Origin of the sequence: Streptococcus parasanguinis, from assembly GCF_016648855.1 — a bacterium.
Lineage (GTDB): Bacteria > Bacillota > Bacilli > Lactobacillales > Streptococcaceae > Streptococcus > Streptococcus parasanguinis_L.
The window spans coordinates 9,921-24,967 of record NZ_JACLQU010000017.1; the positions used below are offsets into that span (position 1 = coordinate 9,921).

At 45.6% G+C, this 15,047-nt stretch carries 11 protein-coding genes; 9 read left to right on the top strand and 2 right to left on the bottom strand.

The window, feature by feature from the left end; translation table 11 throughout:
* Positions 1 to 476 precede the first annotated feature (476 nt).
* From pnp to H7T92_RS09465, 9 genes are all read left to right on the top strand, one after another.
* On the top strand, positions 477 to 2,699 hold the full coding sequence (pnp, locus tag H7T92_RS09425) for a polyribonucleotide nucleotidyltransferase (protein ID WP_201037638.1): 2,223 nt from the start codon (positions 477 to 479) through the stop codon (positions 2,697 to 2,699).
* A gap of 24 nt (positions 2,700 to 2,723) precedes the next feature.
* On the top strand, positions 2,724 to 3,341 hold the full coding sequence (cysE, locus tag H7T92_RS09430) for a serine O-acetyltransferase (protein ID WP_201037639.1): 618 nt from the start codon (positions 2,724 to 2,726) through the stop codon (positions 3,339 to 3,341).
* Positions 3,342 to 3,353: 12 nt separating this feature from the next.
* Complete coding sequence (locus tag H7T92_RS09435) at positions 3,354 to 4,220, top strand: GNAT family N-acetyltransferase (RefSeq protein WP_201037640.1); 867 nt, start codon at positions 3,354 to 3,356, stop codon at positions 4,218 to 4,220.
* Positions 4,221 to 4,224: 4 nt separating this feature from the next.
* Positions 4,225 to 4,989 carry a nucleoside phosphorylase gene (locus H7T92_RS09440; RefSeq protein ID WP_013904594.1) on the top strand — a complete coding sequence of 255 codons (765 nt, stop codon included), beginning with the start codon at positions 4,225 to 4,227 and terminating at the stop codon, positions 4,987 to 4,989.
* Between the two features lie 41 nt (positions 4,990 to 5,030).
* The gene (cysS, locus tag H7T92_RS09445) at positions 5,031 to 6,374 is read left to right on the top strand and encodes a cysteine--tRNA ligase (RefSeq protein WP_201037641.1); all 1,344 of its coding nucleotides are present in this window, start codon (positions 5,031 to 5,033) and stop codon (positions 6,372 to 6,374) included.
* Positions 6,367 to 6,765 (top strand): Mini-ribonuclease 3, encoded by a 399-nt coding sequence (locus H7T92_RS09450; RefSeq protein ID WP_003004765.1) that lies wholly within the window; start codon positions 6,367 to 6,369, stop codon positions 6,763 to 6,765. The genes cysS and H7T92_RS09450 overlap by 8 nt, the downstream gene beginning before the upstream one ends.
* Positions 6,762 to 7,622 (top strand): helix-turn-helix domain-containing protein, encoded by an 861-nt coding sequence (locus tag H7T92_RS09455; RefSeq protein WP_201037642.1) that lies wholly within the window; start codon positions 6,762 to 6,764, stop codon positions 7,620 to 7,622. Before H7T92_RS09450 ends, H7T92_RS09455 begins: the two co-directional genes overlap by 4 nt.
* Positions 7,623 to 7,746: 124 nt before the next feature.
* A complete protein-coding gene (locus H7T92_RS09460) occupies positions 7,747 to 8,877 on the top strand; it encodes an ABC transporter ATP-binding protein (protein ID WP_049518228.1) in 1,131 nt (376 codons plus the stop codon).
* 66 nt (positions 8,878 to 8,943) lie between these two features.
* The gene (locus tag H7T92_RS09465) at positions 8,944 to 10,611 is read left to right on the top strand and encodes an alpha-glucosidase (RefSeq protein ID WP_201037643.1); all 1,668 of its coding nucleotides are present in this window, start codon (positions 8,944 to 8,946) and stop codon (positions 10,609 to 10,611) included.
* A gap of 59 nt (positions 10,612 to 10,670) precedes the next feature.
* On the opposite strand, the gene H7T92_RS09470 is transcribed toward H7T92_RS09465, so the two are convergent.
* A complete protein-coding gene (locus H7T92_RS09470; protein ID WP_201037644.1) occupies positions 10,671 to 13,889 on the bottom strand; it encodes an LPXTG-anchored zinc carboxypeptidase in 3,219 nt (1,072 codons plus the stop codon).
* A 114-nt stretch (positions 13,890 to 14,003) separates the two neighbouring features.
* Positions 14,004 to 14,966, bottom strand: a complete 963-nt coding sequence (locus H7T92_RS09475; RefSeq protein ID WP_201037645.1) for an aromatic acid exporter family protein — start codon at positions 14,964 to 14,966, stop codon at positions 14,004 to 14,006.
* Positions 14,967 to 15,047 lie beyond the last annotated feature (81 nt).

Here is a 15,047-nt window from a genome sequence, read left to right on the forward strand (position 1 = left end):
AAATCTACCTAGGAGCGTTCGCTCCGTCGTTCGATTTCCTATTTTCCTTTGAGTTGCTTAACGGCTTAGTATCTTGAGTAATTGAATTTTGGCCTCATTTCTTAGGAAAAAAGATAAGCTTCCTAGCACTCATCGAGTGCGGCGTCACCTTCCTATTTTTCTACAGAAATGTTCGGCAAGCCGAACCGTCCAAAATATCTTGAGTAATTGAACCCGCCTACAACTCTGTGGAAAAAGATAAATCTACCTAGGAGCGTTCGCTCCGTCGTTCGATTTCCTATTTTCCTTTGAGTTGCTTAACGGCTTAGTATCTTGATAGTTGAACACGGGCTAAATCCCTAGTGAAAAAGATAGATTTCCTAGTGTGCGTGGCACACTGCGTCAATCTCCTATTTTCATACGGGATTCTTCACGCCCTTTGTATCCTGATTTTTGTAGGCAAGTCGTATAAATTTATCAATCCAAAGGGGATTACAATGACAAAACAAGTGTTTCAAACGACTTTTGCGGGTCGTGAGTTGATCGTAGAGACTGGTCAGGTTGCCAAGCAAGCAAATGGCTCTGTTGTCGTGCGTTATGGTGAGTCAACTGTCTTGACGGCAGCTGTCATGTCTAAGAAAATGGCAACTGGGGATTTCTTCCCACTTCAAGTCAACTACGAAGAAAAAATGTATGCGGCTGGGAAGTTTCCTGGTGGCTTTATGAAACGGGAAGGTCGTCCTTCTACTGATGCGACCTTGACAGCGCGTTTGATCGACCGTCCGATCCGTCCAATGTTTGCGGAAGGTTTCCGTAACGAAGTGCAAGTCATCAACACAGTGCTTTCTTACGATGAAAATGCATCTGCACCAATGGCAGCCATGTTTGGTTCATCCTTGGCACTTTCTATTTCAGATATTCCATTTGACGGACCAATCGCTGGGGTACAAGTGGGTTATGTTGACGGGGAAATCATCATCAACCCAACGCAAGAACAAGCTGAGCGCTCTCTTCTTGAATTGACAGTAGCTGGTACCAAACACGCTATCAACATGGTAGAGTCTGGTGCCAAAGAATTGTCGGAAGAAATCATGTTGGAAGCCCTTCTTAAAGGGCACGAAGCCGTTAAAGAATTGATTGCCTTCCAAGAAGAAATCGTTGCGGCGGTCGGTAAAGAAAAAGCAGAAGTGGAATTGCTTCATGTAGATGCTGACTTGCAGGCTGAAATCATCGCAGCCTACAACAGCGACCTTCAAAAAGCGGTTCAAGTAGAAGAAAAATTGGCGCGTGAAGCTGCAACTCAAGCAGTCAAAGACCAAGTCATTGCTACTTACGAAGAAAAATATGCCGACCACGAAGAGTTTGATCGCATCATGCGGGATGTGGCTGAAATCTTGGAACAAATGGAACACGCAGAAGTGCGCCGTTTGATTACAGAAGACAAGGTTCGTCCGGATGGTCGTAAGGTCGATGAAATCCGTCCTTTGGATGCACAAGTCGACTACCTTCCTCGTGTGCACGGTTCAGGTCTCTTTACGCGTGGACAAACGCAAGCCCTTTCTGTCTTGACTTTGGCACCAATGGGTGAAACGCAAATCATCGATGGTTTGGATCCAGAGTACAAGAAACGCTTTATGCACCACTATAACTTCCCTCAATATTCTGTTGGTGAAACAGGTCGTTACGGTGCGCCTGGTCGTCGTGAAATTGGTCACGGTGCTCTTGGTGAGCGTGCCCTTGCTCAAGTATTGCCAAGCTTGGAAGAATTCCCATATGCCATCCGTTTGGTAGCAGAAGTATTGGAATCAAATGGTTCTTCATCTCAAGCATCTATCTGTGCGGGAACACTTGCCCTTATGGCTGGTGGTGTGCCAATCAAGGCTCCAGTAGCTGGTATTGCCATGGGTCTCATCTCAGATGGAAACAACTACACCGTATTGACAGATATCCAAGGTTTAGAAGATCACTTTGGAGATATGGACTTCAAGGTTGCTGGAACTCGTGACGGGATTACAGCCCTTCAGATGGATATCAAGATCCAAGGGATTACTGCAGAAATCTTGACAGAAGCTTTGGCTCAAGCCAAGAAAGCGCGTTTTGAAATCCTTGATGTGATCGAAGCAACGATTCCAGAAGTGCGTCCAGAATTGGCGCCAACTGCTCCGAAAATTGATACCATCAAAATTGATGTGGACAAGATCAAGATTGTCATCGGTAAGGGTGGAGAAACCATCGATAAGATCATCGCTGAAACAGGCGTTAAGATTGATATCGACGAAGAAGGTAACGTATCTATCTACTCGAGCGACCAAGCTGCGATCAACCGTGCTAAAGAAATCATTGCAGGCTTGGTTCGTGAAGCGAAAGTGGACGAAGTCTACCATGCCAAAGTGGTTCGGATCGAGAAATTTGGTGCTTTTGTCAACCTCTTTGACAAGACGGATGCCCTCGTTCATATCTCTGAAATGGCTTGGACACGCACCAATCGTGTCGAAGACTTGGTAGCCATCGGTGATGAAGTCGATGTGAAGATTATCAAGATTGACGAAAAAGGTCGTGTCGATGCTTCGATGAAAGCTCTTCTCCCTCGTCCGCCAAAAGCAGAAAACAGCGAGGAAAAAGGTGAAAAAACTCATCGCCATGGCGACCGTCCTCGTCACCACAATAAAGACCACAAACCTAAAAAAGACTTTACCATTACACAAAAAGAATCAGAATAAGCATTAGAAAAGGAGGAGCACGGTATGGGATGGTGGCGTGAAACCATCAATATTGTAAAAGAAAATGACCCAGCAGCGCGTACCTCGCTGGAGGTCCTTTTGACCTATCCGGGCGTCAAAGCACTGGCAGCTCACCGTGTTTCCCACTTTTTGTGGAACCATGGATTTAAGCTCTTGGCGCGGATGCACAGCCAATTCTGGCGTTTTTGGACCCAGATCGAAATCCATCCAGGTGCGACCATTGCTTCGGGTGTCTTTATCGACCATGGAGCGGGCCTCGTTATTGGGGAAACAGCTATTGTTGAAAAAGGCGTTATGCTCTACCACGGGGTGACGCTCGGTGGAACTGGAAAGGATGTCGGCAAACGCCATCCAACGGTTCGTGAAGGAGCCTTGGTCTCCGCCCATGCCCAAGTCATTGGCCCGGTGGAAATCGGAGCCAAGGCCAAAGTCGGAGCAGGAGCTGTCGTGGTCTCCGATGTACCGAGTGATGTGACCGTTGTCGGTATTCCAGCCAAGATCGTGCGGGTACACGGTCGAAAAGACGAACCAGTCATTCACCAAGAAGAAGAAAAACGGGAATACTACATGAACAAGCTGGAGCATGCTAAGGAAGCTAGCCATCGGTCTTCGAGCTTGTAAGGAGATCGCTACGTGATTCAATCAACCCATACATTGAATGACCACCAACTACTGGAAGCAAAGGCCCTTATTGCCATCTGTCAGAAGTATGACGGAACGTTTCGGGATCCTTATCTCTCCAATATGCTCAATTTTGATCCCGATATGCCGGCCTTTTTCCTTTATTACGAAAAAGGTGAACTTGTTGGTCTATTAACTATCTATGCGGATGACCCAGATGTGGAAGTAGCGATCCTGGTCCACCCTAATCACCGTCGGCAGGGAATTGCGCGTGCTTTGTATGGAAGTTTTGAGAAAGAAACGGCGTCTTATCCAATTGAGTCTGTGACTTTTCAGACAGAGCGTATTTTTCTAGAGAATCATCCTGATTTTGCCAGCAATTGGGGACTGGTCGAGGATGAAGAGACTGAAACCTGGTTAGGACGTGATCGAACCACTTATGCATTAGATTCCCGTTCGGATGTCGATGTGCTCTTGGCAGATCCTTCTTATCTTGAAGCCATTGCCCAGCTCCACCACCAAACCTTTTCAGATGAAGTGGAAGCACCGGAAGTGAGCCACAGATACATTTCAGAGGCTTTGAAGGATCCTGATAGTCTGCTGTACATATTACTCAAAGAAGGTCAAGTGATTGGCGTTTGTACGGTCGATGTATCTGGAAAATGCAATTACCTTTATGGACTTGCGATTGCTGAAGTCTATCGTGGGCAAGGTTACGGAAGCTATCTGGCAAAATCCCTCATCAACCAACTCATTGAGCAAAATGATAAGGAATTTCAGATTGCAGTGGAAGATAGCAATGTAGGTGCCAAACGCTTGTATGAAAAGATTGGCTTTATCAAACAGACTCAGGCGGTTTATCTAGATAGGAAAGAGTGAATAAATGTTACTAGAAGAATTTGAAAATGTACCTGCTGTGATAGAGCCAACTGATCGAAGCCTTCTTAGTAGTGGAGAAATTTGTGACACTATTATTCTGTCTTTTAATGGAGAGATAGTGGAAAGAGTCAAGCAGATAGACGGAGTCTATGAAGGTGGTTATCTCACCAACCTAAATGGCAAATTTCCATGGTATATCTATGAAGTAGATGGACTTAAACTTGCAGTTGCTATGGCTACTATTGGAGCTCCAATGGTTGTGGGTTTCTTAGAAGAACTCAAAGCGAGAGGTTTTAACAACTTTATTGTTCTGGGCTCTTGTGGAGTTCTAGATCAGTCTATTCAAGCAGATAAAATTATTATACCAAGTTCAGCTCTACGTGATGAAGGTACAAGTTACCACTACGCTCCAGCAAGTGATGAGATTTCTTATGATGAAGCGCTTCTCTCAACTCTGGAGAACGCTTTGAACAAATCTGGTATTGAGCACATTCGGACTAAAGCTTGGACGACAGATGCCTTCTATCGTGAAACAGCTGCTAAGGTTAAACGAAGACTTGCAGCAGGAGCGAAAGTTGTAGATATGGAAGCTTCGGCTATCATGGCTTGGGCTCAATATCGACAAGCCAAGGTCTATCAATTTTTCTACACGGCTGACTATGTGGATCATCACAATCACGAATGGGATGCTAGACGTGAAGATAGAAAAGCAGATGCTATGACTTTCTTTAAGATTGCTGTCGATATTGCGTTAGAGTTGGAAAAATGAGAATATAGATTCAAAATCTAAAAACAGAAAGGAAATGAAGCGTGTTAAAAATTTATGATACCATGTCTCGTGATTTGCGAGAATTTGTCCCCATCGAGGAAGGAAAGGTCCGCATGTATGTTTGTGGGCCAACGGTTTACAACTATATCCACGTAGGGAATGCCCGTTCAACGGTAGCCTTTGACACGATTCGTCGCTACTTTGAGTATCGTGGCTACGAAGTTGCCTACATTTCCAACTTTACAGATGTGGATGATAAGATCATTAACCGTGCCAAAGAAGAAGGCATCACACCTCAGGAAGTGGCAGACAAGTATATTGCGGCCTTTCGTGAAGATGTGACGGCTCTTGGGGTCAAGCCTGCAACCCGTCATCCTCGTGTGGTTGAGTTTATGGATGACATCATTCGTTTTGTCGCTGACTTGATCGAAAAAGGCTATGCTTATGAGAGCCAAGGCGATGTCTATTTCCGTGTGGAAAAATCCCACAACTATGCTAAGTTAGCCAATAAAACCCTAGAAGACTTGGAGCTAGGCGCTTCAGGTCGGACAGATGAGGAAACAGCTCGCAAGGAAAATCCAGTCGACTTTGCCCTCTGGAAAGCTGCCAAACCAGGTGAGATTTCTTGGGACAGCCCTTGGGGACCTGGTCGTCCGGGTTGGCACATCGAGTGTTCGGTCATGTCGACGGGAATTTTAGGGGATACTATTGATATCCACGGTGGTGGAGCTGACCTTGAGTTTCCACACCATACTAATGAAATTGCCCAGTCTGAAGCTAAAACAGGCAAGACTTTTGCCAATTACTGGATGCACAATGGCTTTGTCAATATCGACAATGTCAAGATGTCCAAGTCCTTAGGAAACTTTATCACTGTGCATGATGCATTGAAGACTATCGACGGCCAAGTGCTTCGCTTCTTCTTTGCGACCCAGCACTACCGCAAGCCCATTAACTTCACAGAAAAAGCGGTGCGCGATGCGGAGACCAACCTCAAGTATTTGAAAAATACCTATGAGCAACCGTTCACAGGAGAAGTAGATCCAGCAGACTTGCAAGGCTTTGTGGACAAGTTTATCGCGGCTATGGATGAAGATATCAATGCGGCAAACGGAATCACTGTCGTCTTTGAATTGGCTAAATGGATCAATTCTGGTCACTACAACCAAGACGTCAAGGATGCCTTGACCAAGATGTTAGAAGTCTTTGGAGTGATCTTTGTCGAAGAAGTCTTGGATGCAGATATTGAAGCCTTGATCGCTGAACGTCAGGAAGCGCGGGCTAAGAAAGATTTTGCGCGTGCAGATGCTATTCGCGATGAATTAGCTACGCAAGGAATCAAGCTCTTGGATACAAAAGAAGGTGTAAGGTGGACACGTGATTGATGTCAATCTAATCAATGGAATTGCCCTTGCCTTTGAGGGAGATGCGGTCTATTCCATGTATATTCGCAGACACTTGATTTTTCAAGGGATGACCAAGCCCAATAAGCTTCACCAGGCTGCCACCCGCTATGTCTCTGCTAGGGCTCAAGCCAGCTTGATTGAAAGCATGCTGGAGCAAGAAATTCTGACGGAAAAAGAGTTGGAGATCTACAAGCGCGGTCGCAATACCAATAGTCATACCAAGGCCAAAAATGCGGATGTCGTGACCTATCGCATGTCGACAGGCTTTGAGGCTGTCATGGGCTATCTCCATATGACGGGGGAGCTCTCTCGTCTAGAAGAGCTGATTGACTGGTGCATCCAGCAAGTAGAAGAAGGAAGAAAGCAGTGAAAAATATCAGAGAGTGGTTTCCTCATGCAGAGGTGACGGATCAAGCCAATCCACCAGCTGGTTATGTAGCCGTTCCCCTTCAGGCTCATCAATGGCTGCTACTGAAGGAAGAAGAGTTAACCGAGCGAGAAAAACAATTGATTGCTTGGTTAGGCAGTGAGGAAGATCTTGCCCCCAATCCTTGGTACCAATACCTGATCGATGGAAAGGGAGAAGCCCCTCAGGTCATCAAAAAAATGCAGCTTGTCTATTGCCACCTCTCGCACTCAACAGCGGAAGGGATGGCTTCTTGGTTAGAGATGATGCAGACACTCTTGCCCAACTTCCGAGCAACCTTGCAACTGAGTGGACAGGACTACGTGCTCATTCTGGACCAAGACCAGTCTTTGCCTGTGGCCGATATCTTAAAAGATACTGTCTCTGCTATGGAATATGACTTCAATATTCGTTTATCTATCCTGGTCGGGCAAGTATGGACCGAGTCAAAAGACGGGAAAGTGGCTCCGGTTATCCGAGCAGAACAGGCGGTTTTTCAAGCTTGGATCCGAGAAGGGCATCAAGGCGTCTATCGCTTTTCCCAACTCTATCTGTGGGGGATCGAGCAGGCAGGTCTGGATCTTACCCCGATCAAAGAAAGCTTGCATCAGTTGATTGAAAGTCAAGATCAATTGCAAGACATCATTGTCGCTCTTTGGGAAAATGGGGCAGTCGTGACCAAGGCGGCCCAGCAACTCTATCTCCATCGCAATTCGCTCCAATACAAGATTGATAAGTGGGAAGAGCTAACGGGTCTCCAGTTGAAAAATCTGACAGATCTGGCTCTTTGCTACCATTTAGTCTTGCAAGATGTCATTTAAACGGAATCAATCGAGAGTTTTGTGCAACTTGCACAAAACTCTTTTTCTTTTTTGTGAGACTTGCCATAGATTTGTAAAACGTTTTCATTTACAATAGAACTATAAAAATCAAAGGAGTACCATCATGGTAGAATTAAATCTTAAAAATATTTACAAAAAATATCCAAACAGCGAACACTACTCAGTTGAAGACTTCAACTTGGACATCAAAGACAAAGAATTTATCGTTTTCGTAGGTCCTTCAGGATGTGGTAAATCAACGACTCTTCGTATGATCGCTGGTCTTGAAGATATCACAGAAGGTGAATGTTCAATCGATGGCACTGTTGTAAACAACGTGGCACCTAAAGACCGTGATATCGCCATGGTATTCCAAAACTACGCTCTTTACCCACACATGACTGTATACGATAACATGGCTTTCGGTTTGAAATTGCGTAAATACAGCAAGGAAGATATCGACAAACGTGTACAAGAAGCAGCTGAAATCCTTGGCTTGAAAGAATTCTTGGATCGTAAACCAGCTGACCTTTCAGGTGGTCAACGTCAACGTGTGGCCATGGGACGTGCCATTGTCCGTGATGCAAAAGTATTCTTGATGGACGAACCTTTGTCAAACTTGGATGCCAAATTGCGTGTATCCATGCGTGCTGAAATCGCGAAAATTCACCGTCGTATCGGAGCTACAACGATCTATGTAACCCACGACCAAACAGAAGCGATGACACTTGCTGACCGTATCGTTATCATGTCTGCTACTAAAAACCCTGCAGGTACTGGTACAATCGGACGTGTAGAACAAATCGGAACTCCTCAAGAAGTATACAAAAACCCAGTGAACAAATTTGTAGCCGGATTCATCGGAAGCCCTGCGATGAACTTCATTAACGTGAAATTGGAAGGTGGACACATCGTTGCTAATGGATTGAATTTGAAAGTTCCAGAAGGTGCTTTGAAAGTCTTAAAAGAGAAAGGCTATGATGGTAAAGAATTGATCTTTGGTATCCGTCCAGAAGACGTGAATACAGAAGCTGCTTTCCTTGAAACTTTCCCAGAATCAGTTGTGAAAGCTACGATCTCTGTGTCTGAGTTGCTCGGTTCTGAATCTCACTTGTACTGCCAAGTTGGTGACAACGAATTCATCGCTAAAGTGGATGCGCGTGACTACCTTGGAACTGGTGCAACCATCGAACTTGGATTTGACTTGAACAAAGCTCACTTCTTCGACAAAGAAACTGAAAAAACAGTATACTAATACCTACTGACACTATAGAGACTGAGACAATTTGTCTCGGTCTCTTTCATTTTAAGGAGACAAAATATGGAAAAAGACTGGTGGAAGGGAAAGGTCGCTTATCAGATCTACCCCAAAAGCTTCAAAGACAGCAATGGAGATGGTGTTGGGGATTTGAAAGGAATCACGGAGAAACTAGATTACCTTCAAGACTTAGGGATTGATATTCTCTGGTTATCTCCTATTTACAAGAGTCCGTTTATTGACCAGGGTTATGATATTTCCAACTATTATGCCATTGACCCAATTTTTGGAACCATGGAAGATATGGAAGAGCTGATCGCGGAAGGCAAGAAGCGGGGCATTTCCATTATCATGGACTTGGTGGTCAACCATTGCTCCAGTCATCACGAGTGGTTCCAAAAGGCTTTAGCGGATCCAGATGGCCCATATGCGGATTACTTTTATTTTATCGAAAGTGATAAAGAACCCAACAACTGGGAAAGTTACTTTGGGGGCAGTGTTTGGGAGCCAGTTCCTGGCACCAATAAGTACTATCTCCATTCTTTCCACAAGGACCAGCCGGATCTCAATTGGCAAAATCCTGTCTTGCGCGAAGAAATTTACAAGATGATCAACTGGTGGTTGGACAAGGGAATTGCGGGCTTTCGGATCGATGCTATTATCAATATCAAAAAAGATCTAGAATGGCGTTCGCTTCCGTCTGATCGCGAAAATGGCTTGGTCCCAGTACCGGAGTCTCTAGTGAATGCCCAATCGATTGAACCGTTCTTGCAAGAGTTAAATGAGCGGACCTTTGCCAAGTACAATGCTTTCACTGTAGGAGAAGTGTTCAATGAAACCGACGAAGAGTTGCATTTCTTTATCGGAAAAGATGGTGTCTTTTCTTCTATCTTTGACTTCAAGCAAACCTGCTTAGGGCAGGAAGGAAAAGGCTGGTTTGACCATAGTCTTCCAACAGCAGATGAACTCAAGGAAAGTATTTTCCAAGCGCATGAGCGCGCAGATAGGATTGGGGTTCTTTCGACCATCATTGAAAACCACGATGAGCCTCGTGGGGTGTCACACTATATCGCGGAAGGTCTAGTAAACGACACCAGTAAAAAAGCCCTAGGAACTATTCAGGTTTTGCGCAAGGGAATTCCGTTTATCTATCAAGGCCAAGAAATTGGAATGGAAAACCAAGTCTTTGAATCAGTAGAGGACTTTGATGATATCGCAACCATCAATGGCTATCATGTGGCTAAAGAAGCTGGTTTGAGCGAGGAAGAAGCCTTAGCAGTGATTGCCAACTACAGCCGAGACAATGCGCGGACACCGATGCAGTGGACAAGAGAGCCAGGTCTGGGCTTTAGCGATGGACCAGCCTGGCTGATCAGTCCCAAACCAGATTATTCCATTAATGTGGAAGACCAGGAAAAGGATCCAGATTCTATTTTGAATTATTACCGTCAGCTGACGGCCTTATATCGTCATCCCCTCTATGGGAATACCATCCGGTTTGGAGATATGATCCCAGCTTATCGGGACCGTGAGAATATCATCGCCTTCGAACGCCGTGGGGACAAGCGTCTCTTGGTAATCAGCAATTTCCAAAATCGCCAGGCCACTTTGGAGTTACCAGCTCCGATTAAAACGCTCGTTTTAAATAATACTGCAGGATTATTCCAAGAAGGAGACCAAGTGCTCGAATTGACCCCTTACCAAACGGTTGTGTTGGAATTGGCAGAATAGAAAAGAACCTTCGCATCTGCGAAGGTTCTTTTCATGTCATCCAGGTCTAAATCTGGAACTTACTCAACTTCTTTCTTTTTCAAGAGGAGGAAGCCTCCGCTAACGGCTAGCAAGAAGCCTGAAAGAACGAAGTGTGCGGTTGTGTCTTCTCCAGTTTGTGGCAATTGTGCCTTGGCTGGACTTTCTTGGAAGCTTTGTCCTACTTGGTAAGTCAAGGCTTGCACGCTTTCTTCATTTTTTGTTGTCATTTCTTTTTGTGGAAGGAGCACTTTAGGAGTATCCTTCTTGGCTAAGATTGGCTGTGGATTGCTTGTTTGGTTATGAATTGGAACCACCACTTGATCTGGTTCTTTAGCTGGAACGTAATCCATCAAGCTTGCCAACTTGCTGCCAAAGATTGCATTGGTTACCCAGCGGAAGAAGTGGACAGGGTGTTGACGGTTGGTTGGATTTCCTGCATAGACAAAGAGTGGTTGTCCCATCAGTTCTCCAGAGATGGCCATGACTTTGTTAGCCAGAACATCGTTATGTGGCCACCAACCTGCAATATAATAATCGCTCGGAGCGATGCTCATCAAGGTCTTGAAATGTTCTGGAACCTTTTCAATCCAGTTTCCTGAGTTGGAGTAGAAGAGGGTATTCTTCTTGTATCCGCTGGTCAATGGATCCTGGTCATCAATGATCGCTTTCATCAAGCCTTCGTAGTCACTACCGCCTTTTAATTTTTCAGCGTCAAATCCTGTAAGAACTCCCAATTTTTCCAATTTTTGCATGGCTTCCCCACCAATGACAAGGGTTGGTTTCTTGCCAAAAATGGAAGCATCAAAGCGGTTGCTTTCCAAAATAACAACATCCGCTTCTTCTGGCGTATTGACGATTTGGAAGCCTAATTTTTCAAGGACTAGACTGGTATGAGCAGGCGCATCTACTCCGGCCCAATTATAGTGGTAGTTCGGAGAGTAGACCTTCATCGGTTTCAAAGTTGGTCCGCTTGGTACCTTGTAGAGGGCATCACCATAAATGGCATAGTTTGGCAGGAGCGAAGCAAAGGTATCACGGTCAACGATGTAGCCATCGTCTGTTAGGTAGACGGATTTTCCTTGCGCGATGGCCTGGTTGACAGCTTTAACGGCACTGGCTGAGGTATTTGCGATCACATAGTAAGGAGCTTTTGGATCGATCTCAGAGGTACGAGTCGCACGGGTGGTGGTGACTTCGCCTAATTTTCCATTGAAAAGACCATCCGCAAAGACAGGTTCGGACTTGAACCCTCTCATATCTGGGAAGTTAACCAGCAACTCTGCGTACATCGCAGCCCAGGCAGATTCGTTGGAGCCCTTGTAGAGAATGTGGTTGGCATAGCCGCGTTTGGCTTGGGCCATATCAATGACTAAGTCTCCTTTTTTATAGTTGCCAATATCTTCTTTGAGCTCTTTGACGAGGACACCATTGCGTTTGAAGTAGTCGATCATATTGAAAGCTTCTTGGGCATCGTTGTCTTTGTCGAGGCTCATCGGGATGACGTAGTAGTCTGGGAAGAATTTTGGACGACCGTTTTTCACACGTCCAACGATTTCCCCATTTGGGCCGACCAGTTCATTTTCAGCTTTTGGATCTTCCGTTTTATTGAGACCACGCAGGTAGAAGTTGAGCCGCATCTCAAGGAGTTTGTCTGGATCTTGGTTGAGGAAGTCAATGCCGCCGAGGACAGCATTGCGTCCAGCCTTATAGGATTCTTGGTTGGATTCTGGTATTTCAATGGTGTGGCCCAAGATGCCGTGATAGACAGCATAGACACCTGTATAACCTGAGAAGGAATCATCCCAGCCATCTCCCCAATCCAGTTTTGGAATGATGTAACTGTCGTATTTGGAATTGGCAACTCCAGCCCGGCCCATATGATGGGCATTTTCCAGCATGAGGTTGGACATGAGATCGTATTCAAAGTTCGGATCATGCGGAGGTGTTGCAGGTTCGATTAAGAATTCTTTTACAAAACCGTGTAAGTCGTAGAGAGCGATCGGATTCCACTTGTTGATCATTTGGATGACGGTCCGGACTTCAGGGTTGGTTTGGTAGCTGGCATCCCGGTTTGGATCGAGCCCGTTTGCTAGGGCCCGCAGGTTGAGAGCATCTCCATCTGGGTTTTCCGTGAAGTCAAATAAGAAGATGAATTTATTGAGCAAGCTTGGAATATCTAGCGTGACAGTTTTGGCATTTCCAGCTTCATCTGTGGTGTTAAAGGTCACCTTTTCCTTGGTTGCAAAGGTATTAAAGAGGCCTGTGATGATATCAATGCCTGGCTGCTCATCCGCGTGGGTGTTGTGGACTAAGACAGGTAGTTTGTAATCCAAGGTCTTGTCCTTCAGTGCAGCCAGCATTTCGCTTGGTTTGGTCAAAGCTGTAGGATTGGTGCTAGACAGGTAGTGATCGATGCTGGCTTGGTCCTTACTCACAATTCCCATCTTCATGTCCCGGCCTTGGGCGCTCTTACCAAGGGTTTCTAACTGCACCAAACGATCGGGTTTCGCTTCTTCCTTGGATTTTTCGATAGCAGCGAGCATCTCTTCATGTGTATGGTAGTCTTGGTAAGGTCGAAAAACAAGAGTTTTATTGATGGTCACACCCAAGTCTGCATTGGTTCCGACCAGCTCATGATTGCCGATGTAGTTGCGGTAAGTCCGGCGGATATTATTTGGGCTCCGAAGGCTAAGATCTTCACCAAAGAGATCTTTCACTTCCATATGGAGATCCAAATCATTGCCGTTTGCAGTCTCTGTGATAGTAAGGAATGGATCCTTGCTCAGGGTTCCAGTCTCCATATCCCAGGTTTTCCACTCCGAGAGAGGCTTGTTGTCCAAGGTCCAGTTGATCTTGCCAGCAGCTTGAGCTTTTTCTTGGACTTTGTCATCAATCGTGCTCTTTTCAGAGAGATAAATGGTGCTATCAGCCAATCGTGTCGCTTGGTCAGCGGTCGTTGCAGCACGGTTAGTGCTTGGACTAGCGGCTGGAGAAACTTCTGTAGTAGAAGTCACTGCTGCTTCCGCAGAAGTGGCAGGGGCTGCGGTGTCTCCTTTTTCAGCTGTAGCAGGACTGGCAGTCTCAGCTGTCACAGCTTGCTCAGTAGCGGGTGTCGCTTCAAGGACCGTGCTCGGTTCCGTTTGAGGCGCTTCTAAGCTATCGGCTGAAACTTGGCCATGTCCGATAACGGAAAGCAAGACAGCAGCTGAGAGGCTGAGCGTCGTAGTGTACAAATGTTTCTTATATGAAGACTTCATATAGAAGACCCTCCTTAAAAAGTTATTTTCTTGTTCTAGTATACCATTTTAGGAAAGCGTTTTCAACAGTTCCCGCAATAAAGAAGCCTTTGCATTTGGCAAGGGCTTCTTTGTCTATTCTGTCTCCTGATGAAATTGTTGGTAAAAATCAACCTTGACCTGAATGAAGGTTTCTAAATCTCTTAACAATTGGAGCAAGGTGGCGCGTGTTTCGAATTCTTCCCGAGTCTTGGGCAAGGGCCGTTCGCGGAAGATCGCCAAATACTGAGTAATATCATCTAGAAGATCTTGGGCAGGATTTTCCTGACTTAACTGTTGCGCAGTCTTCTTAAAAAGTTGAGCCAGGATCATACTTTCACTCGCTGCTAACTGACAGCGGTTGACGTTTTCTGCCATATCCCGCAGGATGTCGTTTTGACGCTTGCGCATTTCGAAGTAGTGAATGTGGTAGTTGGTTTGGTGAAAGAGGTGGTTGGAATGATCCAGATAGACTAGATTTAAAGCATCCTTTAGGATGCTGTCCAACTCCTTAATCAAGCGAGCATCATTGCGACCATCCCCTTTACCAAGAAATTCCGCAAAACGACCAAGGATCTTTTTCAGTTGGTCTTCGACAACATCATGGTAATGATCGATCGCTCCCTGATTAGAAGGCATATAGAGATTGGCCAGCAAGGCAAAGCTGGTCCCAATTAAAAAGAGAGCAAGTTCATTGAGCAAGAGCCCCCAGGAGGTAGACTGCTCAATCAAGAGGTGGGTAACCAACACTGTACTAGGGGTGATACCGATCTGCCAACCCAATAGAAAGGCACCAGGAACATAGAGAGCGATAAAAACTCCCAGTGCCCAAAGGTTAAATCCTAAAAAGGAAAAGGCGAGACTTCCGATAGCAAGGGCTAGCAAGGTTGACATAAAGCGCTGGTAGGCCTGCTTGATGGTACTGCGACGCGTATCAGAGATACTCAAGATGGCAATGACGCCAGCTGAGATGGCATAGGTCAAGCCCAGAGCATAAGCAAGGGTAGCTGCTAAACAGGTGGCCAAGGTGAGCTTGATGGTTCGTTGAAAAAGAGGCATGGCTTCCTTTCTAGTTATGTTTGTTCATTGAGATAGATTTGATTTCATTATATCATGAATTGGCCTCTTCCTCCTTTCTTG

What these genes read in the sequence shown, in the direction of transcription:
- pnp (WP_201037638.1), top strand. Translation starts at nt 477, where the DNA reads ATGACAAAACAAGTGTTTCAAACGACTTTTGCGGGTCGTGAGTTGATC.
- cysE (WP_201037639.1), top strand. Translation starts at nt 2,724, where the DNA reads ATGGGATGGTGGCGTGAAACCATCAATATTGTAAAAGAAAATGACCCA.
- H7T92_RS09440 (WP_013904594.1), top strand. Translation starts at nt 4,225, where the DNA reads ATGTTACTAGAAGAATTTGAAAATGTACCTGCTGTGATAGAGCCAACT.
- H7T92_RS09460 (WP_049518228.1), top strand. Translation starts at nt 7,747, where the DNA reads ATGGTAGAATTAAATCTTAAAAATATTTACAAAAAATATCCAAACAGC.
- H7T92_RS09465 (WP_201037643.1), top strand. Translation starts at nt 8,944, where the DNA reads ATGGAAAAAGACTGGTGGAAGGGAAAGGTCGCTTATCAGATCTACCCC.
- H7T92_RS09470 (WP_201037644.1), bottom strand. Translation starts at nt 13,889, where the DNA reads ATGAAGTCTTCATATAAGAAACATTTGTACACTACGACGCTCAGCCTC.
- H7T92_RS09475 (WP_201037645.1), bottom strand. Translation starts at nt 14,966, where the DNA reads ATGCCTCTTTTTCAACGAACCATCAAGCTCACCTTGGCCACCTGTTTA.